The following is a 25,233-nucleotide window of genomic DNA, read 5'->3' as shown; positions in this document are numbered from 1 at the left end:
CCGTGTGGCGCCCGCGCCCCGGACCGCGGCACCGCTTTACATGCGGGCCGCGGCCGGAACCGGACGCGGCGCCCGGGAGCGTGACGGGAGAACCGCCCGCATGCTCGAACCCATTGAGCCCACGGAATCCGCGGAGCCGGCGAACAGCCGCTCCGACAACAGCACACCGAGTGACACCCTGCCGCCGCGCCGCAGGCGCCGTGCGGCGTCCCGGCCCGCGGGGCCGCCGGTGGGAGGGGCCGCCGCCTCCGGCGTGACGGCCGCACAGCCGGCCGACGCGCCCGGCGACGCCGCCGCTCCCCAGGAGCCCGCTGCCGCCGCTGCCGGCACCGTCGTGACCGGTGACGAGGCCGCCCCGGCGCGCCCGCGCCGCCGCGCCACCCGCCGTACGTCGGCCCCGGCCGGCGCGCCGCGCACCACCGCTGCCGAGGCCGCCGAGACCCCGGCCGTCGAGGACGCCGCCGCGCTCGCCGCGTCGGCCGAGAGCGGCCCGCAGGCCGCCGCCACCGAGGAGCCGGCCGCCGTGACCGGTGACGGAGCCGCCCCCGCGCGCCCCCGCCGCCGCGCCACCCGCCGTGTGTCGGCCCCGGCCGGCGCGCCGCAGGCGGACGAGACCGCCGCGCCGGTGGCCGAGCGGGCCGTCGTCGCCGAGCCGGGCGCCGTGGCCGCCGACGACGAGGCGCAGGCCGAGTCCGCCGCCGCTGCCGAGACGGCCGCCGCCGAGGCCGCGGCCGCCGAGGCCCCCGCCGCGCGGGCCGCCACCGCCGCCGCCGAGTCCCGCCCCGCCCGTGGGCGCCGCCGCGTGACCCGCAAGGTCACCGCTCCGGCCGGTACGCCGGGTGCGGCCGAGGAGCAGGGCGCCGCCGAGGAGCCGCCGGCCGCCGCTGACAAGCCGCAGGCCGCGTCCGTACAGGCCGCGCAGCCCGTGCAGGAGGCCGCCGAGGAGCAGCCCGCCGAGGCCGCGGCCGAGGAGGCCAGGCCCGCCCGTACGCGTCGCCGGGCCACCCGCCGGGCGTCCGCGCCCGCGGGTGCGCCGCAGCCCGCCGAGGCCGCCGCGCCGGTGACCCCCGAGCCGGCCGCCGCCGTCGAGGCGGTCGCCGCCGAGGACGAGGACGAGGACCAGCTCGAGGCCGCCGCTGAGGCAGCGGCGGAGGAGGCGCGTGCCGAGGAGGCCGCCGACGTGTCCGCGGAGGCCGAGCCGCAGCCCGCCAGGCCCGCCCGTACCCGCCGCCGCGCCACCCGCAAGGCGTCTGCCCCCGAGGGCACGCCCGCCGCCACTCAGGCCCCGGTCGCCGCGGACGAGGACGAGCAGCCGGTCGCCGCCGCCGCGCAGGCGGTCGCCGCCGAGCAGGCCCCGCCGGCCCCGGTCGCCGAGCAGGCCCCGCCCCGCCGTTCGCGCCGCCGCGCCGAGCGCCCCGCCGAGAGCCCGCAGGCCGAGGCAGCGGCCGCCGACGAGCAGCCCGTACAGCAGGAAGCACCCGCCGCCGCGCCGGCCGTCGCCGAGCAGGCCGAGGAGTCCGCCGAGGGCCCGCGCCGCCGCAGCCGCCGCCGTGCCGAGCGCCCCGCCGCGCCCGCGTTCGCCCAGCCCGCACAGGACCGGGCCGCGCAGCAGCAGGCCGCCGCCGAGGAGACCCCCGAGGAAGCGCCCGCGCGTGGCCGCCGCCGCTCCGCCCAGCCGCCGAGCGCCGTCTTCCAGCCCCCGGTCTTCACCGAGCCGATGTTCCAGACCCCGGAGAGCGCAGCCGCCGCCGCTGCGGCAGCGCCCGCCGAGGAGGAGCCCGCGGAGGCCGAGGAGCGCCCGGCGCGCCGTCGCCGTCGCCGCGGTGCCCCCGCCGAGGCCGAGCCGCAGCAGGTCGCCCCCGCCGAGGAGGAGACCGCCGAGACCGAGGAAGAGCCCGAGGCCGAGGCCGGGCAGGGCGACGAGGAGCAGGGCGACCGTCCCTCGCGCCGCCGCCGTCGCGGTGGCCGCCGCCGTCGCCGTGGCGACGCCGCGGAGGCCGACGGCACGGACGAGACCGGCGACGAGCCCGAGGGCGCCGAGGAGCAGCACGCCGAGGAGCCCGCCGAGGCCGACGAGCCGGAGGACGGCGCCGACGAGCAGCCGTCCGGCGGCTCCAGCAGCAGCCGTCGCCGCCGCCGTCGCCGCCGTCGCAGCGGTGACGGGGCCGAGCCCGGCACGAACGGCGACGACCCGGAGCGTACGGTCGTCAAGGTCCGCGAGCCGCGCAAGAAGGAAGAGCGCGAGCCCGGCACCGGCTTCGACGAGGTCCAGTCCATCAAGGGCTCGACCCGTATGGAGGCCAAGAAGCAGCGCCGCCGCGAGGGCCGCGAGCAGGGCCGCCGCCGGGTGCCGATCATCACCGAGGCGGAGTTCCTGGCGCGCCGCGAGGCCGTCGAGCGCGTGATGGTCGTCCGCCAGAGCGGCGAGCGCACCCAGATCGGCGTTCTCGAGGACGACGTGCTCGTCGAGCACTACGTCAACAAGGAGCAGTCGACCAGCTACGTCGGCAACGTCTACCTCGGCAAGGTGCAGAACGTCCTGCCGTCGATGGAGGCCGCCTTCGTCGACATCGGCAAGGGCCGCAACGCCGTCCTGTACGCCGGTGAGGTCAACTTCGAGGCGCTCGGCATGGGCCACGGCCCGCGCCGCATCGAGACCGCCCTGAAGTCCGGCCAGTCGGTCCTGGTCCAGGTGACCAAGGACCCGATCGGCCACAAGGGCGCCCGCCTGACCAGCCAGGTCTCGCTGCCCGGCCGGTATCTGGTCTACGTGCCCGAGGGCTCGATGACCGGCATCAGCCGCAAGCTCCCCGACACCGAGCGGGCGCGCCTGAAGCAGATCCTCAAGAAGATCGTTCCCGAGGACGCGGGCGTCATCGTGCGCACCGCCGCCGAGGGCGCGAGCGAGGACGAGCTGCGCCGCGACGTGGAGCGCCTCCAGGCGCAGTGGGAGGAGATCCAGCAGAAGGCGAAGAGCGGCAACGCCCCGACCCTGCTGTACGGCGAGCCGGACATGACCGTCCGTGTCGTGCGCGACATCTTCAACGAGGACTTCTCCAAGGTCATCGTCAGCGGTGACGACGCCTGGGAGACCATCTCCGGCTATGTGTCGCACGTCGCCCCCGACCTCGGCGACCGGCTCCAGAGGTGGACCTCGGACGTCGACGTCTTCGCGACGTACCGGATCGACGAGCAGCTGATGAAGGCGCTGGACCGCAAGGTCTGGCTGCCGTCCGGCGGCTCGCTGGTGATCGACAAGACCGAGGCCATGGTCGTGATCGATGTCAACACCGGCAAGTTCACCGGCCAGGGCGGCAATCTCGAGGAGACCGTCACCAGAAACAACCTGGAGGCGGCCGAGGAGATCGTCCGCCAGCTGCGCCTGCGCGACCTCGGCGGCATCGTCGTCATCGACTTCATCGACATGGTGCTGGAGTCCAACCGGGACCTCGTGCTGCGGCGGATGCTGGAGTGCCTGGGCCGGGACCGTACGAAGCACCAGGTCGCCGAGGTGACCTCGCTGGGTCTGGTCCAGATGACCCGCAAGCGGGTCGGCCAGGGCCTCCTGGAGTCCTTCTCCGAGCCGTGCGTGCACTGCAACGGCCGTGGCGTGATCGTCCACATGGACCAGGCCACGAGCACCGGCGGTGGCGGCAAGCGGAAGAAGAAGGGCAAGGGCGGCAACGGCGAGAAGCACGACCACCAGCCCGAGAAGGCCGTGGAGCCGGCTGCCCCGGCGCCCGAGCTGGAGCCCGCGCCCGTCACCGAGGCGGAGCTGGCCCCCGCGGTCGCCGAGGCCGACGAGTGGTTCTCCAGCCCGGCCGAGGCCGAGGCGGCGGCCGGTGCCCAGGGCCGTGGCCGGGGCCGTCGCCGCGCGAGCCGGAAGGCGTCCGCTCCGGCGGGCTCCCCGAAGGCCGCCGACGACAGCGCCGCGATCGTGGTGCCCGCCGCGGCCCAGGAGCCGGTACCGGCCCCGGAGCCGGCGCGGGCCGAGGAGCCCGTGGCCGCCGAGCAGCCCGCCGCCGAGCCGGAGCCGCAGCCCGAGCCGCAGCCCGCGGCCCGTCCGGCCCGTGCCCGCCGCCGGGTGACCCGCGCGGTGTCGGCCCCGGCCGGCGCCGAGCCCGCCGCGCCGACCGAGGCAGGCGGCGAGGCGGCGCCCGAGGCCGCTGCCCGGGCGGCGGCGGAGGCCGCCCCCGAGGTGGCCACCGGCGCCCCGCACGAGGCCCCCGTGGAGCCGCAGGCCCCCGAGGCCGCGGAGACCGGAGCCGAGGCCGCGGAGACCGCCGAGGAGGCGGCCCCCGCCAAGAAGGCGGCCAAGAAGAGCACCGCGAAGAAGGCCGCGGCCAAGAAGGCGACGACCAAGAAGGCCGCCGCGAAGAAGGCCCCGGCCAAGAAGAATGCGGCGAAGAAGGCGACGGCCGAGAAGGCCACCGCCGACGAAGCCACCGCCGACGAGGCCCCGGCCGAGAAGGCGACCGCCGAGAAGACCACCGCCAAGAAGGCGGCGGCGAAGAAGGCCCCGGCCAAGAAGGCGACGGCCAAGAAGACCGCGGCGAAGAAGACGACGAAGGCCACCACCAAGAAGACGGCGGCCGCCGAACAGTCCTCTTCGTCGGTCTCCGCCCCGGCGGAGGACTGAGCAGCACCCGGCGCCCCGGGCCGTACGTCACGGCCCGGGGCCCGGTTTGACCCCCTGGTCAAGGCCCCGTAACCTTGACCGTCGGCGTCTGTGTACGCCAACCACCTGAGCAAACACCTCCCGGCTCGCCGGGGGAGGCCGCTCGTCCACTGCGGATCGCGTCATGCGCGGATCGCGTCGGAAGACCGGGCCCGCAAGGGTTCCCGGGCGGCTGGCATCAGTGGTCCCCGTTTCTAGCGAGAGAGAGTTCCGCGTGTACGCGATCGTGCGCACCGGCGGCCGTCAGCAGAAGGTTGCTGTCGGCGACGTCATCGAGGTTGACCGCATTTCCACCAGCAAGGTCGGCGAGACCGTCGAGCTCTCGACGCTGCTGGTCGTCGACGGCGAGTCCGTCACGAGCGACCCGTGGGTGCTCGCCGGCGTGAAGGTCCAGGCCGAGGTCGTGGACCACCACAAGGGCGACAAGATTCGCATCCAGAAGTACAAGAACAAGACCGGTTACAAGAAGCGGATCGGCCACCGTCAGCTGCACACCGCGCTGAAGATCACCGGCATCGACGCCCCGGCGAAGTAAGGGACTGAGGAGACATGGCACACAAGAAGGGCGCATCGTCCACCCGGAACGGTCGCGATTCCAATGCCCAGCGGCTCGGCGTGAAGCGCTTCGGCGGTCAGGCCGTCCTCGCCGGTGAGATCATCGTCCGCCAGCGCGGCACCCACTTCCACCCGGGCACCGGCGTCGGCCGGGGCGGCGACGACACGCTGTTCGCGCTGCAGGCCGGTGCGGTGGAGTTCGGTACCCACCGCGGCCGCAAGGTCGTGAACATCGTTCCTGCCGTCTGAATCCCCTAGGGATCAGCAGCCGTAGAACGGTTTTTCGCGAGGGCGGACCTCGACTTCCGTACGGGATTCCCGTACGGAAGCGGGTCCGCCCTTCGCGTGTTACAGAAGAGACAATCCCGTACGCGGTCCCGCACACCCCCGCGTACGACCCCGTAGTTACTGGAGGCACCCCCATGACCACCTTCGTGGACCGCGTCGAGCTGCACGTCGCCGCGGGTAACGGAGGCCACGGCGTGGCCTCCGTGATGCGGGAGAAGTTCAAGCCGCTCGGCGGCCCCGACGGCGGCAACGGCGGCCGCGGCGGCGACGTGATCCTGGTCGTCGACCAGGACGTCACCACACTGCTGGACTACCACCACCACCCCCACCGCAAGGCCACCAACGGCGCGCCCGGCGCGGGCGACCACCGCTCCGGCAAGAACGGCCAGGACCTGGTCCTGCCGGTCCCGGACGGCACGGTCGTCCTGGACCGCAAGGGCAACGTCCTCGCGGACCTGGTCGGCCAGGGCACCACCTTCATCGCGGGCCAGGGCGGCCGCGGCGGCCTCGGCAACGCGGCGCTGGCCTCCGCCCGCCGCAAGGCCCCCGGCTTCGCGCTGCTCGGCGAGCCGGGCGAGGCCCGCGACATCGTCCTGGAGCTCAAGACCGTCGCGGACGTGGCCCTCGTCGGCTACCCCAGCGCCGGCAAGTCCTCCCTGATCTCGGTGCTCTCCGCCGCCAAGCCGAAGATCGCCGACTACCCCTTCACCACCCTGGTCCCCAACCTCGGTGTGGTGACGGCCGGTTCGACGGTCTACACGATCGCGGACGTCCCGGGCCTCATCCCCGGCGCCAGCCAGGGCAAGGGCCTCGGCCTGGAGTTCCTGCGCCACGTCGAGCGCTGCGAGGTCCTCGTGCACGTACTGGACACCGCCACCCTCGAATCGGACCGCGACCCGCTCTCCGACCTCGACACCATCGAGGAGGAGCTGGCGCAGTACGGCGGCCTGGAGAACCGGCCCCGCGTGGTCGTCCTCAACAAGATCGACATCCCGGACGGCCAGGACCTCGCGGACATGATCCGCCCCGACCTGGAGGCCCGCGGCTACCGCGTCTTCGAGGTCTCGGCGGTGGCCCACATGGGCCTCAAGGACCTCTCCTACGCCCTCGCCGAGATCGTCGCGCAGGCCCGCGCCGCCCGGCCGGTCCAGGAGGCGACCCGCGTCGTCATCCGCCCGCAGGCCGTGAACGACACCGGCTTCACCGTCACCGCCGAGGGCGAGAACCTCTTCCGCGTCCGCGGCGACAAGCCGGAGCGCTGGATCCGCCAGACCGACTTCAACAACGACGAGGCCGTCGGCTACCTCGCCGACCGCCTCCACCGCCTCGGCGTCGAGGACGCGCTGCTCAAGGCCGGTGCGCGCGCCGGTGACGGCGTCGCCATCGGCCCCGAGGACAACGCGGTCGTCTTCGACTGGGAGCCGACGATGATGGCCGGCGCGGAGATGCTCGGCCGCCGCGGCGAGGACCACCGCCTGGAGGCGCCCCGCCCGGCCGCGCAGCGCCGCCGCGACCGCGACGCGGAGCGGGACGAGGCGGAAGCGGAGTACGACGGCTTCAACCCGCTGGGCTGAGACGGCTCCGCCGCCTGTTTCTCCGTCAGGCCCGCAGCTCGCACCACACGGTTTTGCCGTTGGCGAGCTGCGGGCCTTCGCCGTTTTCGCCGTCCGGCGCCACGCCCCACTTGTCCGTCACCGCCGCGACCAGCGCGAGGCCGCGCCCGCACTCCTCCCACGGGCCGGTGTCCCGTACGGCGGGCAGTACGGGATGGTCGTCGTGGACGCCGATCACCACCCCGTCCCCGCCGTCCTCGTGCCGCCGTACGGTCACGGTGCAGCGCCGGTCCGGTACGTGCCGGTACACGTTGACCAGCAGCTCCGTCACGGCGAGCTCGGCGGCGTCGGCGAGCTGCGCCAGCCCCCACAGCCGCACAAGCGCCCGCACGACCCGCCGCACGTGCCGGGGGCTGTGCGTACCGACGCGGAGCGAGATCCGGTACTCGCGGGTCGGGAAGACGTAGGGGTCGGTATGGGTGTCGGAAGTGTCATTCACGAGGCAATCGTGCGCTGCGTCGATTACGCTCTGCTACTGCGTGAATGCAACTCTCCGCCGGGTGGCACAGGTTGAGCGAAGGAGCTCCCATGGCCCACGTCAAGTGTCTTGATCCAGGGGCATCCCCGCTCCATTTCTTCGGGGCGGAGGTGAGACGGCTGCGGGAGCGCGCCGGGCTGACGCTGGCACAGCTGGGAGACATCGTCTACCTGACCGGCTCGATGATCGGCCAGATCGAAACGGCGGCGAAGGTCCCGAAGGACGAGCACGTGCCTCGCATCGACACGGCTCTGGGAGCCGACGGCGCGCTGGTGCGCTTGTGGGAGATGGTCAAGCAGTACCGACTGCCCGCGTGGCTCCGGCGGATCGTGCACTTCGAAGCGACCGCCACCGAAATCCGCACGTATCAGGCGCAGTTGGTGCACGGCCTGTTGCAGACACCGGACTACGCGCGTGCCGTACTCGGCGTCATGCGGCAGGACGAACTCGCCGCCAGGCTGGAGATGCGGCTGGAGCGGCAGAAGGTCCTGGCCCGTGAGGCGCCGCCACTGCTGTGGGTCGTACTCGACGAGTCCGTGCTGTACCGGGAAATCGGCGGCCGTGCGACCATGAGGCGACAGCTGGCGCACCTGCTGACCTTCCGTGAGACGGACGAAGTGCAGATTCAGGTGCTGCCGTTCTCGGTAGGAGCGCACACGGGACTGTCGGGCTCGTTCACCCTCTTCTCCTTCGTCGACCACCCGGACGTGGCGTACACGGAGGGGTACGTCGACGACTGGGCAACGCTGAATCCGGCGGAAATCAGGGCCCGTTCGCTCCGTTACGATCTCTTGCGGGCCTCCGCACTGTCCCCGGCGGACTCTGCGGAGTTGATCGCCCGAGTCATGGAGGAGCGCTATGAGCACCATCCAGTACATCTGGCGTAAGTCCAGCCACAGTGCCGAGACAGAGTGTGTCGAAGTAGCTGAGACTCCCCATCTCATCGCCATCCGGGACTCCAAGGATCCCGACGGGCCCGCTATCGCCGTCACGCCCGCCGCGTTCGCGGCATTCATCGCGTACGTGCGCTGAGGGACGGAGGGATATCCCTCCGGCGCTCAATTGGCCATACTCCTACCCGAGTTCGCTCACGGGGGTGGTGGGTATGGCGGGGCTGCGGAGTCCGGAGGACATGCTGGGGGCGGCCGTACTGCGGGTACGGGCGGCCGGTGACGGCGGTGAGATCGCGGGGGCGGGCTTTCTCGTCGCGCCCGAGCTCGCCGTGACCTGCGCGCATGTCGTGTCCGACGCGTTGCGGACACCCCATCAAGAGCCGCTGCCGGACGGGGCGCGGGTACGCGTCGACCTGCCGCTGGGCGGCGGCGGCAGTGCGGACGCCGAGGTCGCGCACTGGCTGCCGTACGCGGACGACGGGAGCGGCGACATCGCCGTACTGCGGCTGCGGCAGGCGATACCGGGGGCCCGGCCGCTGCGGATGGCGGAGGCCGGCAGCGTATGGGAGCACGCCGCACGCGTCCCCGGTTTTCCCGCCACCTCCCCCGGAGGGATCTGGCACGCGGGGCGGCTGCGGGCCGGTACCGCCGAGGGGTGGGTGCAGTTCTCGCAAGGGGACGCCCACGGCACCCCGATAGAGCGGGGTTTCAGCGGCGCGCCGGTATGGGACGAGCAACTGGGCGCCGTCGTCGGCATGGTGGCCAGGTCGCAGCTCTCCGGGCCGCGGCAGAGTTTCCTCATTCCGACCGGCGCGCTGGCCGATGCCTTCCCCGCGCTGGCCCCCGTACTCCGCCCCGCATCGCCCTTCCGGGGGCTCGCGGCCTTCCAGGAGGCGGACGCGGAGGTGTTCTTCGGGCGGGAGGAGGAGGCCCGGGAGGTGGCGGGGCTGGTCGGTGCGCAGCCGTACGTGACCGTGGTCGGCCCGTCCGGCAGCGGCAAGTCCTCGCTGGCCCTGGCCGGCGTCCTGCCGCGGCTGCGGGCGGCGGGCTTCGCGGCCGTCGTGGTGCGCCCGGCCGCCGGGCGGTCCCTGCTCACCACCCTCGCCTCCGAACTGGCCGCCCTGCTCCGCCCGGAACTCCGCGGCGCCGAGCGGCTCGCGCAGGCACGGGAGCTGGCGCCGCTGCTGGCCGACGGCGGGCTGCCGGAGACCGTACGGCTCGCCCTGGCCGAGGCCGGCGCGCGGCGGCTGCTGGTCGTCGTCGACCAGGGGGAGGAGCTGTTCGCGGGCACGGGCCAGGAGGCCGACGCCGCGGCCGCGGTGCTCTTCCCGGCCGAGCCGCCCGCGGAGTTACGCGTCCTGGTCACCCTGCGCGCGGACTTCCTGGACGCGGCGCTCGCCCACCCGGGCACCGGCCCCGCCCTGCGGCGTACGGTCTACGCGCTGACCCCCATGACCCGCGAGCAGCTGCGCGCGGTGATCGTCCGGCCGGTCGAGGCCACCGCCGCCGTCGCCTACGACCCGGGGCTCGTGGAGACCATGCTCGACGACGCGGGCGGTGAGCCGGGCGCGCTGCCGCTGCTGGGCTTCGTCCTGGACCGGCTCTGGCGGGAGCAGGAACGCGGGCAGCTGCGCTTCGACGCGTACCACGCACTGGGCGGCGTACGGGGCGCGCTGGGGCGGCAGGCCGAGAACATCTGGGGCGAGTGCGTACCGGCGGCGGACGAGGACGTGGCGCTGCGGCTGCTGACCGGGCTGGTACGCGTACGGCCCGGTGGCGAGGCTCCGCTGCGCAACGTCCTGACGCGGGCGGAGGCGGGCGAGGACCAGTGGCAGGTGGCCCGCGCGCTCGCGCAGCGCCGGCTGCTGGTCCTGGGCAGCGACCCCGAGCGCCGGGAGACCGTCGAACTCGCGCACGAGGCACTGATCGGCGCATGGCGGCGGCTCGCGGAACGGGTGCGGGACGACCGGGAGTTCCTGCTCTGGCGTACGGAGCTCCGCGGCGGCATGGAACGCTGGCGGGCCGGCGGCGAGCGCACCGACCGGCTGCCGGACGCGGACGCCCTGCGCGCGGCACGGCCGTGGCTGACGGGCCGGCGGGCGGAGCTGAGCGCGGCGGAGCTGGACTACCTGGAGCGCGGGCTGCGGTACCGCAGGACGCGCAGGCTCCGAAGACGCACCGGGTGGACGGCGGGCGGGCTGGTACTCCTGCTGATCGCGACGCTGGGGACATTTCTCGCCGTGGAGTCGCGGGCCAAGGCGGAGTCGGACCGGCAGTCCCGCTCCCGCGAGCTGGCGGGCCTCTCGGCGCAGCTGGTGGAACAGGACCCGGGCCTGGCCGCGATGGTCGCGATGGCCGCGTACGACACCTCGCCGACCCGCGAGGCCCGCAACGAACTGCTGCGGCGGTACGACGCCATGCGCGGCGTGCAGTGGCAACTGTCCGGCGCGCAGGGCAGCATCGACGCGCTGGCGATGAGCGCCGACGGGGAAGTCGCGCTGGTCACCACCGAGCTGGGGCGCGCGACGCTCTTCGTACGGGGCGACGGGAAGCCGACCCGGCACCGCCAGCTCCCCGTCACGGAGAACATCGTCTTCCCGCTCGTCAGCGCGGACGGCACGCGCCTCGCCTACACGGACGCCGACGGCTCACTGATCTGGCGCGAGGTACGGCGGGACACCAAGGAGCTGGTGGGACCGGCCCACACGATCGAGGGCAGGGAGGACCAGTCCGACTACAAGGCCGTGCTGTCGAACCCCGAGGACATCGCCGACATCTCCCAGGACGGCCGCCGCGTCGTGACGGTCGCCGACAACCAGCGCGTGACGCTGTGGGACCTGGCAGCGGGCGAGCGGCGCAGGCTGCCCGCCGCCGCGCCGGACGGCGTCATCAAGGTGTGGTTCGGGCCCGACGACCACACGGTGGTGGCCGCGGTCGGCCGGCGGGACAAGTTCCACCTGCTCGAAGAGAACTTCCGGCTGGTGGCCGTGGACACCCGCACGGGCACGGCGCGGCAGCTCGCCGATCAGGTCGCCGGGGCCGCACTGTCCGGCGCCGGCACGGTGGCCATGACCTGCTCGGACGGTACCGACGGGCTCGAAGACGCCACGTATCGCTCGATACGGGTCGCGGACGGCCGGAAGCTGGGCCAGTACGCCGACGACTCCCTCGGCTGCGAGGACCTCGCCGTGGACCGCACGGGCGCCCGGCTCGCCGCCGGCGGTTCGGGCCAGTGGCGGCTGTTCGATGTGGCCCACGGCAAGAAGCTCGCGGAAACCAAGGCGCGGGAAAACCGAGGGCAGCTCGGTCGACGGCTGCTCGGCGGACCCGAAGCGCCGGTCGGCGTCATGATGACCGGCTCCGGCATCACCGGACAGGCGCTGGACACCCGGCCGCGGGAGTACCTCCGTATGCCGACGCTGCTCAAGGACGGCAGCCGCATGGTCGCGCGCTCGGGAAAGGGCGCACAGCGCCGCCTCAAGGTGGTCGGGACGGACGAGCGGCGCAAGACGCTCGCCCGCAGCCCCCGGTACACGGCGCAGGGGATCGGCAGGCCCCTGGCGGAGGACGATTCCGCCTACCAGACGGCACCGCGGGTCAACCGCGGCCAGACGCTGGTCGCCGACCTCGCGACGTACAACAAGATCCTCGTCCACGCGCTGCCCTCGCTGCACCCGGTGGCGGAGATCACCGTCCCCATGCCCCGCGCGAACAACTGGGACGAACGCGAACCCCCGAAGTACTTCTTCCTCGGCGACGACGGGCTGGTGACCCAGGTCGACGGGCAGGTGGAGTACTGGGACGCCAGGACAGGCCGCCGGCTGTCGCGGCTCGACCTGCGCGAACTGAAGCTGCCCGGTCCCGAGGCGAGGCCCTTCGACCCGGCGGAGTCAGTGCCGGAGTCGGACTTCCGGCTGAATCCGTACGAGGTGAAGGCGGACCACTCGAAGGCGGACCGCGTGAAGGCGGATCGCTCGAAGGCGGACCGCGTCCTGGTCAAGGTCGGCTCCGGCCCCGCCTTCCACGTCGTCGACCTGCGCACCGGCCGCGAGGACAAGAAGCTCGGGTTCCGGCTGGGCAAGGACACCGCGACGGCCTTTCTGGACCACAGCGGCGCCTATGCGGCCGTCCTCACCCGCGGCTCGCTGGTCGAGCTGTGGTCCGTACGCCCCGGCGGGACATCGAAGCGGATCATGGGCCCGATCGGCCCGGTGGGGGAGACGGGCGGCGGATTCACCGTCGACTTCCTCGGCGACAGCCCGCGGTTCTTCCTCGCCGAGGGGAACTGGGCCCGCATCTACCGGGCGGGCGGACACGGCGACATCGAGTCGTACGACTTCGGCGGCCGGCAGGACTTCTACGACGTCACGGACGACGGCAAGGCGCTGCTCAGGCGGAACGACTCGGCGGACGGCGTGAACCTGATCCGGCTCGACCCGGCCGTCTGGCGGAACACGCTGTGCCGGCTCACGGGACAGCGGAACTTCACCGCGGCGGAGCGCGGCGGAGTACCGGCGGAGCTGCCGACGGGGAAGGTGTGCAAGGGCTAGGGAGCGTCTTTCGGGCAACTTGCGTCTTTCGGGCAACTCGAGCAACGGGAAGGCCCCGCGAGGATCAACCTCGCGGGGCCTTCCGGTGTCGTGCTTCCCCTACGGGGGCGTCGCGTCGTCAGACGATCGCGCGGGCCTCCGAGCCGTCCGCCGGGACCGGCTCCTCGCCCGTCTCCGCCGCGTCCGCCGCCTCGGCGGCCTCCGCGGGCTCCGTGGCCGGGCGGGCCGGGTCGGTGGACTCCGACGGGTCCAGCTCCATCTCCTCGGCCGCCTCCTGGGCCTCGTTGGCCTCCGTGCCCTCCTCGCGCTGGCCCGGGACACCCGCCAGCCGGGCCTCCATCCGGACCTGCCGCTCCTCGGCCGCCGCGTGCAGCGCCAGCGCGGCCGCGTTGAAGCGGGCCAGCGACGGCGGGTCCGACGGGCCGAGCAGGTGCTCCTTCAGCTCCGTACGGGCCTGCACCAGCGTGTCCCGCTCCGGATTCCGCACCGTCTCCAGCATCCCGGCGACACCGTCCGCCTCCGGCGTGAGGATCGTCGCAGCCCGCACCGTCGGGAAGTTCGTACGGAACTCCTCCTCGCTCATCCCGGAGGTGTTGGCCACCGCGTACGGCTTCTCGCTGCTCAGGTAGTCCGAGACCACGCTGGAGACATCGCTGATCAGGACGTCCGCCTGGTTGAAGCACGCGAAGATCGCCGGGCGGGAGGTGGTGATGATGCGGTGCTCCCACTCCGGGAACGACGCCCAGTACGCCTCCTCCCAGGCGGCGGTCGCGGCCGCCACGGCCGCGGCACGGCCCTCGTCCGGAGCGCCCTGGACCAGCATCCGCTCCAGCTCGTCCGCGCTGCGGCGGAAGCCCGAGGTGGTCAGCGCGGCCAGATCGGCGGCGCGGGCCTCCAGCTCGGCAGCGGCCTCCGCGCCCGGGCGGGCACCATCACGCTGCGTGTTCGCCTCGGCGATCATCGCCTGGATACGGCTGTTCGCGGCACCCGCCTCCGGGTCCACCGAACCGGTCATCGGGTGCGGCTTGTACAGCAGCCGCACCTTCGGATCGGCCAGCAGCTCGCGCACGATGTTCTCGCCCGCCAGGATCACCGAGGTGTTGCCGGGATTGCCGTCCCAGCCCTCCCACGTCGGCGCGTACAGCACGGTCGTGTACTCGCCCTTGGGCGCGCCCTCGTACGCCTTGATGGGCGACAGCTGCGGGCGGCCCACCTCGACGACGTCCTTGTCCTCCACGCCGATGTCGGCGAGCTGGTAGCGGTCGCGCGCCGCCGGACCGGCCACCCACACCTCGTCGTACGCCTTGGCGTACGGGTTGCAGGAGGAGAGCTTGTCGCTCTCGCCGTGGTTGATGAACGCGTGCTTGATGGACGGGATCCGCAGGATCTGCGAGGTCTTGCCGGAGTTCGCCGGGTGCAGCAGCACCTTCAGCGCCGAGTGCTCCAGCCGCATCAGGTTCGCGACCTTCGGAATGCAGACGATCGGGATGTCCGTCGCGTCGATCTTCTGCACCATGAAGCGCTCACGCAGCACGATGATCGGCTTGCCGTCCAGCTCGGCGAGCGTGCTCAGCCACATGTTGGCCTGGTACGCGGAGGTCGTGCCGCCGGAGAAGTACATGCCGACCGACGGCTGGTACTCGGCGAGCCAGTTCTCCAGCCACTCCAGGGCCTGCGCCTCGTTCACGGCGCGCTTCTTCGGGAGCAGCCACGTTGCGAGGTAGACCGTGCCGCCGACCGCGAGAACCAGGGCCACGGCCAGGCCGATGCCGCCCCACAGGGCGTCCCGGGTGATCGCGGTGGCCATCATGCCGAGCGTGGTCGGCACGGAGAAACGCAGCAGGCGACGGCCGGTCTGGCGGGCCAGCAGCCGCGGCGGGGCCTTGGTCAGGCGCAGCGCGGAGGAATCGATGTTCCGGGTGAGGAACGGCAGCGTACGGGTGCGGCGGACCAGTACGGCCGCCGCCTGGCACGCGAAGTGCGCCACATAGAAGACGAGCAGCCCGATGGTGAGGGGGGCCTGCTCCTTGAGCGGGTTGATGCCCGGGATGTGCAGCAGTCCGACCAGGATCAGCATGTCGCGGATGAGCTGGCGGACCGTGATGTCCAGCCGGATCTTTCCCAGCAGGGAGAGCAGCCCGGGCTGCTTGTGCTGCAGATAGAGGTCGAGGCCGAGGTTCACCACGGACGCGGCGATGAACAACGGCACGACGGGCAGCAGGGCACCGACGAGCTGGGCCACGAACGCGATGAGCATCGCGAGCAGGGCCACGAGCTTGAGGGCTCGTCGGTTGGCGAATCCGGCGGAAGGCACGGGCGGGGCTCCTGGCGGCAAGTCGGTCAGGTGGGGGGCCGGTGGGGCGGCCGAGTGCCGGGCCACCGTGTGACCCGGACGACACTCCCTGAACACTCCCTGCGGGCCGTCGGGGCGGCAGAGAGGGACAGGTCGACAACCGACCGTATGACTTTGGCTGCCCCGGTGACAATCTGCTGTGGCTCGCATCACCGCGAATCAGGACGATTCGCTCGGAACCAAATGCTGCCCTTTTCCGTCTTGCGTAGGTTGCCCATAAGCATGATCACAGGGCCCGGAGGCGTACGCACCGCCTGTCCGGCAGGCGATATGCACAGGCGGCCGATGGTCCGTCTGCCGTAGATTTCGCCCGTACGGGCGTTCATGTCGGTACGCCGTACGGCATCCATATCCGTAGGCCGTACGGCAGCATCCACTGGTCCATACGGCACGGACACGGCGCGTACGGGCGAGTGCAGGGGCGTACGGGCGAGTACACAGCCGCGTACGGGCGAGTACAAGACGCGTACGGGCGAGCAGCGAGTACAGGGGTAATGGTGACAAGCGCAGGTCAGGCGGCAGAGGGGCGGCGGGACGTGAGGGACGGCCGTCGAGGGGTGGCGGATGGCCGTGCGGATGTCCGCGGGGATGGCCGCGGGGATGGCCGTGGGGACGTGACGGGTGCCCGGCGGGGTGTGACGGATGTCCCTGCGGGAGCGACGGGTGACCGTCCGGAAGCGACGGATGGCCGGCAGGGTGTGGCGGACGCCCCTGCGGAAGCGACGGATGGTCGTCAAGGTGTGACGGATGTCCGACCGGAAGCGACGGATGCGGGTCCGGATGTGACGAACGCCCGGCAGGGCCTGACGGACGCCCGTCCGGATGTGGCGAACACCCGGCCGGGTCTGACGGATGCGCGTTCGGGTGTGACGGATGGCCGTCCGAATGTGATGAACGCCCGGCAGGACGTGACGGACGCCCGGCGGATCGTGGTGAAGGTCGGGTCCTCGTCGCTGACCACCGCCGCCGGCGGACTGGACGCCGACCGCGTGGACGCACTCGTCGACGTCCTGGCCAAGCACCAGGACAAGGAGATCGTGCTGGTCTCCTCCGGCGCCATCGCCGCCGGCCTCGCCCCCCTCGGCCTGGAGAAGCGCCCCCGCGACCTGGCCCGCCAGCAGGCCGCCGCCAGCGTCGGCCAGGGCCTCCTCGTCGCCCGCTACACCGCCTCCTTCGCCCGCTACGGCCGCCGCGTCGGCCAGGTCCTCCTCACCTCCGACGACACCAGCCGCCGCACCCACTACCGCAACGCGTACCGCACCCTCGACCAGCTGCTCGCCATGGGCGCCGTACCGATCGTCAACGAGAACGACACGGTCGCCACCGACGAAATCCGTTTCGGCGACAACGACCGCCTGGCGGCCCTGGTGGCCCACCTGGTCCGCGCGGACCTGCTGGTTCTCCTCTCCGACGTCGACGGCCTGTACGACGGCGACCCCGCCACCCCGGGAACGTCGCGCATAGCCGAGGTCAGCGGCCCCGCCGATCTCGAAGGCATCTCCATCGGCAGCGCGGGCAAGGCCGGCGTCGGCACCGGCGGCATGGTCACCAAGGTCGAGGCCGCCCGCATCGCCGCGGCCGCCGGCATCCCCGTCGTCCTCACCTCCGCCGTACACGCCTCCGAAGCACTCGCCGGCGGCCCCACGGGCACCCACTTCCTGCGCACCGGACGGCGCTCCGCCGACCGGCTGCTCTGGCTCGCGCACGCCTCCACCCCGCGCGGCGCGCTCATCCTGGACGACGGCGCCGTCGAGGCGATCGTCGAACGGCACTCCTCCCTGCTCCCCGCCGGCATCGCCGCGGTCGAGGGCAGCTTCAGCGCGGGCGAACCGGTCGAGCTGCGCAACACCGCCGGCGACCCCGTCGCCCGCGGCCTCGTCAACTTCGACGCCCGCGAGATCCCCCGCCTGATCGGCCGCACCACCCACGACCTCGCCCGCGAACTGGGCCCGGCGTACGAGCGCGAAGTGGTGCACCGGGACGACTTGGTGGTGCTGGGACGCTGACCGGGACCCGGGAGCGCTGACCGGGCCCCGGGAGCGCTGACCGGCCTCGCCGGCGGGGGACTGGTGTCGCGGTCGGCGGGGGACCGGTGTCGTGGTCGGCGGGGGCTTGGCGCGGCGGCCGGTGGGAACTCGGGCCTGGTGCGGCGGCCGACGGGAACTCGGGTCCGGTGCGGCGGCCGGCTGTGGTGGCCAGCGGCTGTCGGGAGTCCGGGCCCGGTGCGGCGGCCGTCGGGAGTGCGTGCCCGGTGCGGCGGCCGGCGGGAACTTGGGCGGCGGCTGTCGGGAGTCCGTGCGGCGGCCGACAGAACTTTTGACGAGGCGGCCGGTGGGAACCCCGTACGGAGCCCGGCAGCACGGCCGAAAGACCAGCCTTTCAACGGAGACCTTCTCGAAAACGCCCCCGCGAAGGCCCGCGGGCTGGTCAACTTTGTTGCAGGGGCGCTGTAGGGGAGCGGCGCTCCCGGCGCAGTACGAGCGCGCTGTGCCGACGTGAGACAGCACCGATCGGCTCCGCCACGCGCGAGCGGAGCGATACGCATAACAGGAGGCCGCCGGTGAGACGAGGGCGCCGAGGGGCGCTGCCCCGAGGGACGGCGGAGCGGACGCTGACCAGCGTGGGGACCAGCATCCAGACCGGTGAGGAGACCACCGGGACGGAGCACGACGAACGGGCACAGCCGGGCGGCCGGACACCGCCGGGCGAAGGTGCGCAGCAGGGCGGGCGGCTCAAAGAGGCACCGCTCCCGCGCGAGCGGGAGGTGTCCCGGCTCTGGCACGTCACCCTCAGCGTCTCCGGCAAGGAGGCGCCGCTGAAGGAGGTCCGGCGGGCCCTGGAGCAGCTGGCCCACGACCATCCCTTTCTGCTGACCAGCAGGTACGCCAACGACCACGCGGAGATCCGCTACTGGGAGGAGGCCAGGGACCTGCACGACGCGGCGGCGGTGGCCCTGCGCCTGTGGGGCGAACACCGCTCCTCGGCGAAGCTGCCCCCCTGGGAGATCGTCGGACTGGAAGTCATCGACCGCGAGACCTACCACCAACGCATCGCCGAAGGCTACGGCCCACCCCCCGCCTCCCCAGTCGGCGTCCACCCCTACTGACCGCCCCCGTCCCCCTCGAAACTCATCACATCAGGCGACAAAAACAAGAAACGAACCACTCTCCGTAATCGTTGCCGGAGTAAGAACGAGGAGGCGCCGGCGACGACAAGCCGGACGACCCGCCCCGATGGGGCCCGCCCCGATGGGGGGAGGCCCCGATGGGAAGGGGAGGCCTGACCCGATGGGAGGGGGCGGTGAGCCCGGGCCCCGGGGCCGCGACACGAGGTCCACCACCCACCGCGCCCCGGGTGTTTCCACCCCCCGACCCCCGACCCCCGGTGTCCATTCCCAGGTCCCCGGCGCCCACCCCGCGCCCGCCGCATCCCCCGCCCCCGATGTCCACCCCCCCGGTGTCCACCCCCGCCCCCACCGCGTCCCGCACTGTGAAATGCGGGCCGGGCGCCCAGCCCGGCCCGGCTAGGCTGCGGGCCATGACCAGCGCATCCGACGCCCCGCAGACTGCCCCGAGCACGCAGACTGCCCAGAGCTCGCCCGTCCTCGACACCGCCCGTCGCGCCAGGGAGGCGGCCGCCGCGCTCGCCCCGCTGCCGCGCACGGCCCGGGACGGCGCGCTGCTGGCGGTCGCCGACGCGCTGGTGGCCAGGACCGACGAGATCGTCGCCGCCAACGCCGAGGACATCGCCAAGGCGCGCGCGGCCGGCACGAGCGACGCCATCGTGGACCGGCTCACCCTCACCCCCGAGCGGATCGCCGCCATCGCCGCCGACGTGCGGCACGTCGTGGCGCTGCCCGACCCGGTCGGCGAGGTCGTCCGCGGCTCGACCCTCCCCAACGGCCTGGACCTGCGCCAGGTCCGGGTCCCGCTCGGCGTCGTCGGGATCATCTACGAGGCCCGCCCGAACGTCACGGTCGACGCCGCCGCGCTCTGCCTGAAGTCCGGCAACGCCGTCCTGCTGCGCGGCTCGTCCTCCGCGTACGCCTCGAACACCGCGCTGGTCGCCGTCCTGCGCGACGCGGTGGCGGAGGCCGGGCTGCCCGCCGACGCGGTCCAGCTGGTGCCGGGCCAGAGCCGGGAGTCGGTGAAGGAGCTGATGCGCGCCCGCGGCCTGGTCGACGTGCTGATCCCGCGCGGCGGCGCCTCGCTCATCCGTACGGTCGTGGAGGAGTCCACCGTCCCGGTCATCGAGACCGGCACCGGCAACTGCCACGTGTACGTCGACAAGGACGCCGACATCGAGACGGCGCTCAAGATCCTCATCAACTCCAAGGCGCAGCGCCCCAGTGTGTGCAACGCCGCCGAGACCGTCCTCGTGCACGCCGGCATCGCGGACGCCTTCCTGCCGCGCGCGCTGGCCGCGCTCACGGAGGCGGGCGTGATGGTGCACGGCGACGAGACCTGGCAGAAGGCCGGGCCCGGTATGGTCGCGCCCGCCGCGGACGAGGACTGGGCGACGGAGTACCTCTCGTACGACATCGCCGCCGCCGTGGTGCCCGACCTGGACGCCGCCGTCGCGCACATCCGGCGCTGGTCCTCCGGTCACACGGAGGCCATCGTCACCACCTCGCAGGCCGCCGCCCGCCGCTTCACCCAGCTGGTGGACGCCACTACGGTCGCCGTCAACGCATCGACGCGCTTCACGGACGGCAGCCAGTTCGGTTTCGGCGCCGAGATCGGCATCTCCACACAGAAGCTGCACGCCCGCGGCCCGATGGGCCTGCCGGAGCTGACCTCCACGAAGTACATCGTCACGGGCGACGGCCACATTCGCGACTGACGAAGTCGGTTTCACTCCAGGGGCCTTGGGGCCGGGGCGGGCCGCCCTCGGGGCCGGCCTGCCCCAACCCCAAGGCCCGTGCTCCTTGAGGAGCCAGCCCCCGTGTCGGCTTGAGCCAAGCTCAGCCCCCATGGCCGAATTCCCTTTCACACTGCCCAGATTGGCCGCTTCCGGCTAATCTGGACGGGTGCCGGACGACGTGGGGGCCGGGCCGTTCCCGGACGGCGGCGAGCCCGACGAGCACCACAACGGGAACCACGGAGAGGCGGACGCGCACTCGCCCTACGAGGGCGAGGGTGACGAGTTCGCCGCCGTGGTCTTCGACGAGGAATTCGTCCGGTCCGCCCTCGTGCACGAGCCGACCGCCGTCGAGCGGATGGTCGCCGCCGCGCAGGCCCGCGCCGAGTCGGAAGCCGGCCGCGGCCACTCGCTGCCGGCCGCGGACCGCGACGGAGATTTGGGCGGCGGCCGACAGGGCCGGGACGGCCGAGAAGGGCCTGGAGGGCCCCCAGGAGCGCCGAACAGCCGTTACTTGGACGATGTCCCGGACATCTCGGCCTACGGCCCGTACGGACCGTACGGCGGCGCCCTGCGCCCGTACCGCGGCGCGGCCCGCTGGCACCGGCCCATCGCCTGGGTGCTCGCCGTCCTCATGGGCATCGGCATGGTCGTGCTGGCCTTCACGGCGGTCTACCGAGGCGCTTCGGGCCGTACTCAGAGCCCGGCCCCGCCGCCCGCCACCACGGGCGTCGACGGCAGGCCGCCCACCGCGCGCATCGGGCAGGCGCCCGCCTCCAGCGCCGAGCGCGGCAATCCGGCCCCGCCGGTCGTACCGCCCTCGGCCTCCGCCGACTCCGGCCCGCCCTCGGCACCCGCCGTGCCGCGCACGCCGTGATCCACCGGCTGTCGCGGACGCGCGCTCGCTCCATGAGGTCCGTGAGGGCGAGGGTCCTGCCGCGTGCGCCGGAGCGGTCCGCGCCCGCTTGAGCCATCTGTGCGCCGTGCCTGACCTGCACGGGGAAGTTGGCGCACACCTGGGCGTTTACCTCGGCCGCCGCCGACCTACTCTTGTTGTATGACCGGGCCAGGTGACCCTCCCGAAGGGACCCCAGAGGGCGCCCCGGGTGGTGGGGAGGATGAATACCGATCCGTCGTGTTCGACGAATCGTTTGTACGCGCTGCGCGTTTGCAGGAGTTCTCCGCTCAGGAGCGCATGGGGGACCACGCACGTGCCGTGCGCAGTCGGCATGCCTGGTCCCGCTTCGGCGGCTCCCGCCAGGCCCTGATCCTGGTCCTCCTGATAGCGCTGGCCTTCGGTACCGCGATCTACATGGGCGTGCGCCATCCGTATCGCGCCCCGGAGCCCACCCCCGCGCCGCCGCTGCGCAGTACGGTCATCCCGCTCGCCCCGGTGGGCACGGTGCCCGGCGGGCGCCCCGGTGACCTCTTCGACCGCAGTCCGGCGGCCGGTTTCCGGATCGGTGCCGCGGGCGTCAACCTCCCCGTCGTGCGGCGCACCGGCCAGTTCTCCGAGAGCCAGGTCATGACCGCCCTGACCACGGCGAAGGAGTACGTCGTGCGCTCCTCGCTGGACCCGGACACGCTGTCCGGCGGGCCCGCGCGGGGCGTGCGGCTGCTGCTGGACACCTCGCAGCTCGACCAGTTCGACCGGAGCCTGCGGCGGCCGTCCGACGACGGGCGGCACGCCGCGACCGGCTGGCTCGTCCGCCTCGACCCCTCGCAGGCCCGGCTCGCCGATCCGCGCGTACGGGTCGACGGCACCCTGGCGGTGGAGTCTGCCGCGGCCGGCAACGCCCTGGAGGTCACCGCGGACTACACCTTCGTGTACGCGGTACGGCCGCCCGACGACAGGCCCACCGCCGGCGGCTCCGGGAACACCGCACCGGCCGCCGCCGAGAGGCCGACCGGGAGCGCGGCAGGCCGCGCAGCCAGTAAGGCGGCCGGCAGCCCGGCCGGCAGTACGTCACCCGAGGCCGGCGGCAAGGTGCAGGCGGCGGCGCAGCAGCGTGCCGACGGCGCGTCACTGTTCACCGTGCGCCGTGAACTGCACTTCCGCTTCGACCGGGACGACCTGCGCGACCGCCGCTTGGAGCTGCAGTCGAGCTATCTCCAGGCGGGACCGATGTCGTGCAGCTCCGGGCCGGAGAGCGCGCTGCGGCCGCTGCTGGCGGGCGAGCGGGCCGGTAACGGCCGCCCGCAGGGCACCGACCCGTACGCCCACGGCAGTACGAACGCCTCGCTCTGCGGCGTCATGGCCCCGTCGGCGGAACCGAGCCCGCTGCGCTAGGCCGGCCGGACACCTCCGCCAAGTGGTTACTGGCAAGTGGTTACTGGCCCGGCGACGACTCGGGGCCCTCCGAGCCCTGCTGTCCCGGGTCCTGCCGGCCCGCGCCGCCCGCGCGGCCGCTGCCGAACACCGTGTCGCGCAGCTTGCCGCCCAGGTCACCGGCGCCGCCCGCGATGTCGCGCACGAGACCCATCAGCGGGTCCTTGCTGTTGCGCACCGAGTCGGCGTAGTGCGTCGCGGACTCCTTGAAGGAGTCGGACACGGAGGTGTCCTTGTCCTCCTCGCGGCGCGGGTAGTGGCCGTCCATGATGCGCTGGTAGTCGCGCGAGGCGGCCCACTTCTTGAGCTCGGCGGCGCGCACGGTCGTGAACGGGTGGCTGCGCGGCAGCACGTTGAGGATCTTCAGGACGGAGTCGCGCAGGTCGCCGCCGCGCTCGTACTCGTCCGCCTGGGCGAGGAACGCGTCGACGTTCATCTCGTGGAGGTGGTTGCCGCCCGCGAGCTTCATGAGGCCGCGCATCGAAGCCTGCAGGTCCTGGCCGGTCAGCAGGCCCGCACGGTCCGCCGACAGCTCGGACTTGCGGAACCACTCGCGCAGCCCGGTCACTATGGCCATGATCGCCACATTGCCCAGCGGGATCCACGCGACCTTCAGGGCGAGGTTCGTCAGGAACAGCAGTATCGTCCGGTACACCGCGTGCCCGGAGAGGGCGTGTCCGACCTCGTGGCCGACGACCGCGCGCATCTCCTCCTCGTCGAGCAGCTCGACGAGTCCTGTGGTCAGCACGATCACCGGCTCGTCCAGGCCGATGCACATGGCGTTGGGCTGCGGGTCCTGATTGACGTACATCGGCGGGACCTTCTTCAGGTCCAGGATGTAACAGGCGTCCCGCAGCATGTCGTTGAGGTGCGAGAACTGCTGGTCGCTGACGCGCACCGAATCCGAGAGGTACATCAGCCGCAGGCTGCGCTCGGGCAGCAGGCCGCTCAGCGCCTTGAAGACGGTGTCGAACCCGCTCAGCTTGCGCAGGGCAACCAGAGCGGACCGGTCCGCGGGGTGCTCGTACGCCCGGGAAGAGATCCCCGGGAACCGCCTGCGGTCCCTGCTCGGTACGCGTTCGCTGCCGTTCGGGCCATCCGTCATTGGAGCCTCCCCCTGATTCGACTGCGTGAATTCAGAGTAGAGGACGCCACTGACAGCGCTTTGGATGCTCGGCGTACGCTGGCGAAGGAACGAATCGCCGCAGATGCCCGCAAGGACAGCCGCTCGCGGCGGGGGCACCGGTCACGGCCGGGCCGCCCGAGGCCCGTGGCGCGTGGTGCGAACGGGCCGCACAGAACCCCCACAGCCGCACAGACCCCCCACAAAGGAGCCGACCCCTCATGGTGGACCCGAGCACGCTGCTCGCTCTGCAGACCTCCAACGCCGACGGCCCGGGCTGGATCCTGCGTGCCGTGATCATCGTCGGCGTGCTGGGTGCGATCTTCATGGCGTGGTTCCTGCTGCGCGGCTACGGCGGCGACCAGGACTGAAGCGGCCCCCCGGGCGCAGCGCCCGGGGAGGGCACGCACACGGCGGGCCTTCATAGAGGGGCACGCGTACGGCCTTCGGGGCACGCGAACGGGCTTCGAGGTGTACGCGTACGGCCTCCGAGGGGCACGCGTACGGCGGCGGAATCCACCGGAAAGATCCCCTGGTGGCCCGTTCCGGCGGAGTCGGCGTGAGCTCCGGACGGGCCCGCGCTTACGATGTGGGCAAGTCCCTGCCCGCATCAGCCCGGATTGGTCCTGCCGACGATGAGCCTGCACACCTCCGCACATTCCGTCCTGGTCGCCCTCGCCGAGGGCGGCGAGCACGGCGGCAACCACAACAGCCTCAATCCCGCCATCACCGGCGGCGGCGCCTTCATCGTGCTGCTGCTCCTGCTGTGGATCACCACCCGCTTCAACCGGGACCGCTGAGGCGGGGCACCGCTATCCCCTCGATGCGCGGCGCCCAGTAGGGTCTGCACGCATGGGAGAGCAGACAGGGCCTGTGAAGCGGCGGCTCGGAGTGATGGGCGGGACGTTCGACCCGATCCACCATGGTCACCTGGTCGCCGCCAGCGAGGTGGCCAGCCAGTTCCACCTCGATGAGGTCATCTTCGTACCGACGGGGCAGCCGTGGCAGAAGAGCCACAAGGCGGTGTCCCCGGCCGAGGACCGGTATTTGATGACGGTCATCGCGACCGCGTCCAATCCCCAGTTCTCCGTCAGCCGCATCGACATCGACCGCGGCGGCAAGACGTACACCATCGACACCCTTCGGGACCTGCGCGCCGAGCACACGGACGCGGATCTCTTCTTCATCACCGGCGCCGACGCGCTGGGCCAGATCCTGACCTGGCGGGACGCGGAGGAGCTGTTCTCGCTCGCCCACTTCATCGGGGTGACCAGGCCCGGTCACGTACTGGCCGACCCCGGTCTCCCCGAGGGCGGGGTCTCCCTGGTGGAGGTGCCGGCGTTGGCCATCTCCTCGACCGACTGCCGGTCGCGCGTCGCCCAGGGGGAACCGGTCTGGTACCTGGTGCCCGACGGTGTGGTGCGCTACATCGACAAGCGCCGCCTCTACCGGGACGACCGCCACAGCCATCGCCACGACCACGACGACGACCGCTGACGACGACCGCCGACGG

At 72.9% G+C, this 25,233-nt stretch carries 18 protein-coding genes; 15 read left to right on the top strand and 3 right to left on the bottom strand.

Features of this window, described 5'->3' with window-relative positions:
• Nucleotides 1-100 precede the first annotated feature (100 nt).
• The 4 genes from ACZ4MH_RS06080 to obgE all read left to right on the top strand — a co-directional run bounded on the left by ACZ4MH_RS06080 (nt 101) and on the right by obgE (nt 7,095).
• Nucleotides 101-4,639, top strand: a complete 4,539-nt coding sequence (locus ACZ4MH_RS06080; protein WP_467754231.1) for an Rne/Rng family ribonuclease — start codon at nt 101-103, stop codon at nt 4,637-4,639.
• Between the two features lie 253 nt (nt 4,640-4,892).
• Entirely contained in the window at nt 4,893-5,213 is a 321-nt protein-coding gene (rplU, locus tag ACZ4MH_RS06075) for a 50S ribosomal protein L21 (protein WP_031062249.1), read from the top strand.
• Nucleotides 5,214-5,227: 14 nt separating this feature from the next.
• Nucleotides 5,228-5,482 (top strand): 50S ribosomal protein L27, encoded by a 255-nt coding sequence (rpmA, locus tag ACZ4MH_RS06070; RefSeq protein WP_031062251.1) that lies wholly within the window; start codon nt 5,228-5,230, stop codon nt 5,480-5,482.
• A 173-nt stretch (nt 5,483-5,655) separates the two neighbouring features.
• Nucleotides 5,656-7,095: a GTPase ObgE gene (gene obgE / locus ACZ4MH_RS06065; protein ID WP_351593730.1), complete on the top strand. Its 1,440-nt coding sequence runs from the start codon at nt 5,656-5,658 to the stop codon at nt 7,093-7,095.
• Nucleotides 7,096-7,120: 25 nt separating this feature from the next.
• On the opposite strand, the gene ACZ4MH_RS06060 is transcribed toward obgE, so the two are convergent.
• The gene (locus ACZ4MH_RS06060) at nt 7,121-7,573 is read right to left on the bottom strand and encodes an ATP-binding protein (protein ID WP_351593733.1); all 453 of its coding nucleotides are present in this window, start codon (nt 7,571-7,573) and stop codon (nt 7,121-7,123) included.
• Between the two features lie 89 nt (nt 7,574-7,662).
• Between ACZ4MH_RS06060 and ACZ4MH_RS06055 the strand changes: the two genes are divergently transcribed.
• The 3 genes from ACZ4MH_RS06055 (at nt 7,663) to ACZ4MH_RS06045 (ending at nt 13,055) form a co-directional block, all read left to right on the top strand.
• A complete protein-coding gene (locus ACZ4MH_RS06055; protein ID WP_351593736.1) occupies nt 7,663-8,499 on the top strand; it encodes a helix-turn-helix domain-containing protein in 837 nt (278 codons plus the stop codon).
• The gene (locus ACZ4MH_RS06050) at nt 8,471-8,644 is read left to right on the top strand and encodes a DUF397 domain-containing protein (protein WP_351593739.1); all 174 of its coding nucleotides are present in this window, start codon (nt 8,471-8,473) and stop codon (nt 8,642-8,644) included. The genes ACZ4MH_RS06055 and ACZ4MH_RS06050 overlap by 29 nt, the downstream gene beginning before the upstream one ends.
• Nucleotides 8,645-8,717: 73 nt before the next feature.
• Nucleotides 8,718-13,055: an nSTAND1 domain-containing NTPase gene (locus tag ACZ4MH_RS06045; protein ID WP_351593742.1), complete on the top strand. Its 4,338-nt coding sequence runs from the start codon at nt 8,718-8,720 to the stop codon at nt 13,053-13,055.
• Nucleotides 13,056-13,173: 118 nt separating this feature from the next.
• Here ACZ4MH_RS06045 and ACZ4MH_RS06040 read toward each other — a convergent pair whose 3' ends face one another.
• Nucleotides 13,174-15,369, bottom strand: coding sequence for a hypothetical protein (locus tag ACZ4MH_RS06040; protein ID WP_351593745.1), 2,196 nt, complete (start codon nt 15,367-15,369; stop codon nt 13,174-13,176).
• A gap of 929 nt (nt 15,370-16,298) precedes the next feature.
• Here ACZ4MH_RS06040 and proB point away from each other — a divergent pair.
• The 5 genes from proB to ACZ4MH_RS06015 all read left to right on the top strand — a co-directional run bounded on the left by proB (nt 16,299) and on the right by ACZ4MH_RS06015 (nt 22,558).
• Nucleotides 16,299-17,414 carry a glutamate 5-kinase gene (gene proB, locus ACZ4MH_RS06035; protein ID WP_467754403.1) on the top strand — a complete coding sequence of 372 codons (1,116 nt, stop codon included), beginning with the start codon at nt 16,299-16,301 and terminating at the stop codon, nt 17,412-17,414.
• A 554-nt stretch (nt 17,415-17,968) separates the two neighbouring features.
• Nucleotides 17,969-18,514, top strand: a complete 546-nt coding sequence (locus ACZ4MH_RS06030; RefSeq protein WP_351593748.1) for a hypothetical protein — start codon at nt 17,969-17,971, stop codon at nt 18,512-18,514.
• 431 nt (nt 18,515-18,945) lie between these two features.
• Nucleotides 18,946-20,250 carry a glutamate-5-semialdehyde dehydrogenase gene (locus tag ACZ4MH_RS06025; RefSeq protein ID WP_351593751.1) on the top strand — a complete coding sequence of 435 codons (1,305 nt, stop codon included), beginning with the start codon at nt 18,946-18,948 and terminating at the stop codon, nt 20,248-20,250.
• Nucleotides 20,251-20,437: 187 nt separating this feature from the next.
• On the top strand, nt 20,438-21,145 hold the full coding sequence (locus tag ACZ4MH_RS06020; protein WP_351593754.1) for an SCO2584 family spore wall biosynthesis protein: 708 nt from the start codon (nt 20,438-20,440) through the stop codon (nt 21,143-21,145).
• 180 nt (nt 21,146-21,325) lie between these two features.
• Nucleotides 21,326-22,558 carry an SCO2583 family membrane protein gene (locus ACZ4MH_RS06015; protein WP_351593757.1) on the top strand — a complete coding sequence of 411 codons (1,233 nt, stop codon included), beginning with the start codon at nt 21,326-21,328 and terminating at the stop codon, nt 22,556-22,558.
• 40 nt (nt 22,559-22,598) lie between these two features.
• On the opposite strand, the gene ACZ4MH_RS06010 is transcribed toward ACZ4MH_RS06015, so the two are convergent.
• Nucleotides 22,599-23,702, bottom strand: coding sequence for a M48 family metallopeptidase (locus ACZ4MH_RS06010; protein WP_351593760.1), 1,104 nt, complete (start codon nt 23,700-23,702; stop codon nt 22,599-22,601).
• Nucleotides 23,703-23,941: 239 nt separating this feature from the next.
• Between ACZ4MH_RS06010 and ACZ4MH_RS06005 the strand changes: the two genes are divergently transcribed.
• The 3 genes from ACZ4MH_RS06005 to nadD all read left to right on the top strand — a co-directional run bounded on the left by ACZ4MH_RS06005 (nt 23,942) and on the right by nadD (nt 25,217).
• A complete protein-coding gene (locus ACZ4MH_RS06005; RefSeq protein WP_169749902.1) occupies nt 23,942-24,091 on the top strand; it encodes a hypothetical protein in 150 nt (49 codons plus the stop codon).
• A gap of 264 nt (nt 24,092-24,355) precedes the next feature.
• The gene (locus ACZ4MH_RS06000; protein ID WP_351593763.1) at nt 24,356-24,520 is read left to right on the top strand and encodes a hypothetical protein; all 165 of its coding nucleotides are present in this window, start codon (nt 24,356-24,358) and stop codon (nt 24,518-24,520) included.
• A 52-nt stretch (nt 24,521-24,572) separates the two neighbouring features.
• Nucleotides 24,573-25,217 (top strand): nicotinate-nucleotide adenylyltransferase, encoded by a 645-nt coding sequence (nadD, locus tag ACZ4MH_RS05995; protein WP_351593766.1) that lies wholly within the window; start codon nt 24,573-24,575, stop codon nt 25,215-25,217.
• Nucleotides 25,218-25,233 lie beyond the last annotated feature (16 nt).

The organism is Streptomyces sp. NPDC026301 (assembly GCF_055567935.1).
Note: the sequence above shows the minus strand (reverse complement) of the source record. Positions and strands in the feature narration are given on the sequence as shown.

Coding starts and splice junctions, on each gene's coding strand:
- proB (WP_467754403.1), top strand. CDS start 16,299: ATGAACGCCCGGCAGGACGTGACGGACGCCCGGCGGATCGTGGTGAAG.
- ACZ4MH_RS06025 (WP_351593751.1), top strand. CDS start 18,946: ATGACCAGCGCATCCGACGCCCCGCAGACTGCCCCGAGCACGCAGACT.
- ACZ4MH_RS06010 (WP_351593760.1), bottom strand. CDS start 23,702: ATGACGGATGGCCCGAACGGCAGCGAACGCGTACCGAGCAGGGACCGC.
- nadD (WP_351593766.1), top strand. CDS start 24,573: ATGGGAGAGCAGACAGGGCCTGTGAAGCGGCGGCTCGGAGTGATGGGC.
- ACZ4MH_RS06000 (WP_351593763.1), top strand. CDS start 24,356: ATGAGCCTGCACACCTCCGCACATTCCGTCCTGGTCGCCCTCGCCGAG.
- ACZ4MH_RS06055 (WP_351593736.1), top strand. CDS start 7,663: ATGGCCCACGTCAAGTGTCTTGATCCAGGGGCATCCCCGCTCCATTTC.
- rpmA (WP_031062251.1), top strand. CDS start 5,228: ATGGCACACAAGAAGGGCGCATCGTCCACCCGGAACGGTCGCGATTCC.
- obgE (WP_351593730.1), top strand. CDS start 5,656: ATGACCACCTTCGTGGACCGCGTCGAGCTGCACGTCGCCGCGGGTAAC.
- ACZ4MH_RS06045 (WP_351593742.1), top strand. CDS start 8,718: ATGGCGGGGCTGCGGAGTCCGGAGGACATGCTGGGGGCGGCCGTACTG.
- ACZ4MH_RS06050 (WP_351593739.1), top strand. CDS start 8,471: ATGAGCACCATCCAGTACATCTGGCGTAAGTCCAGCCACAGTGCCGAG.
- ACZ4MH_RS06080 (WP_467754231.1), top strand. CDS start 101: ATGCTCGAACCCATTGAGCCCACGGAATCCGCGGAGCCGGCGAACAGC.
- ACZ4MH_RS06015 (WP_351593757.1), top strand. CDS start 21,326: ATGACCGGGCCAGGTGACCCTCCCGAAGGGACCCCAGAGGGCGCCCCG.
- ACZ4MH_RS06005 (WP_169749902.1), top strand. CDS start 23,942: ATGGTGGACCCGAGCACGCTGCTCGCTCTGCAGACCTCCAACGCCGAC.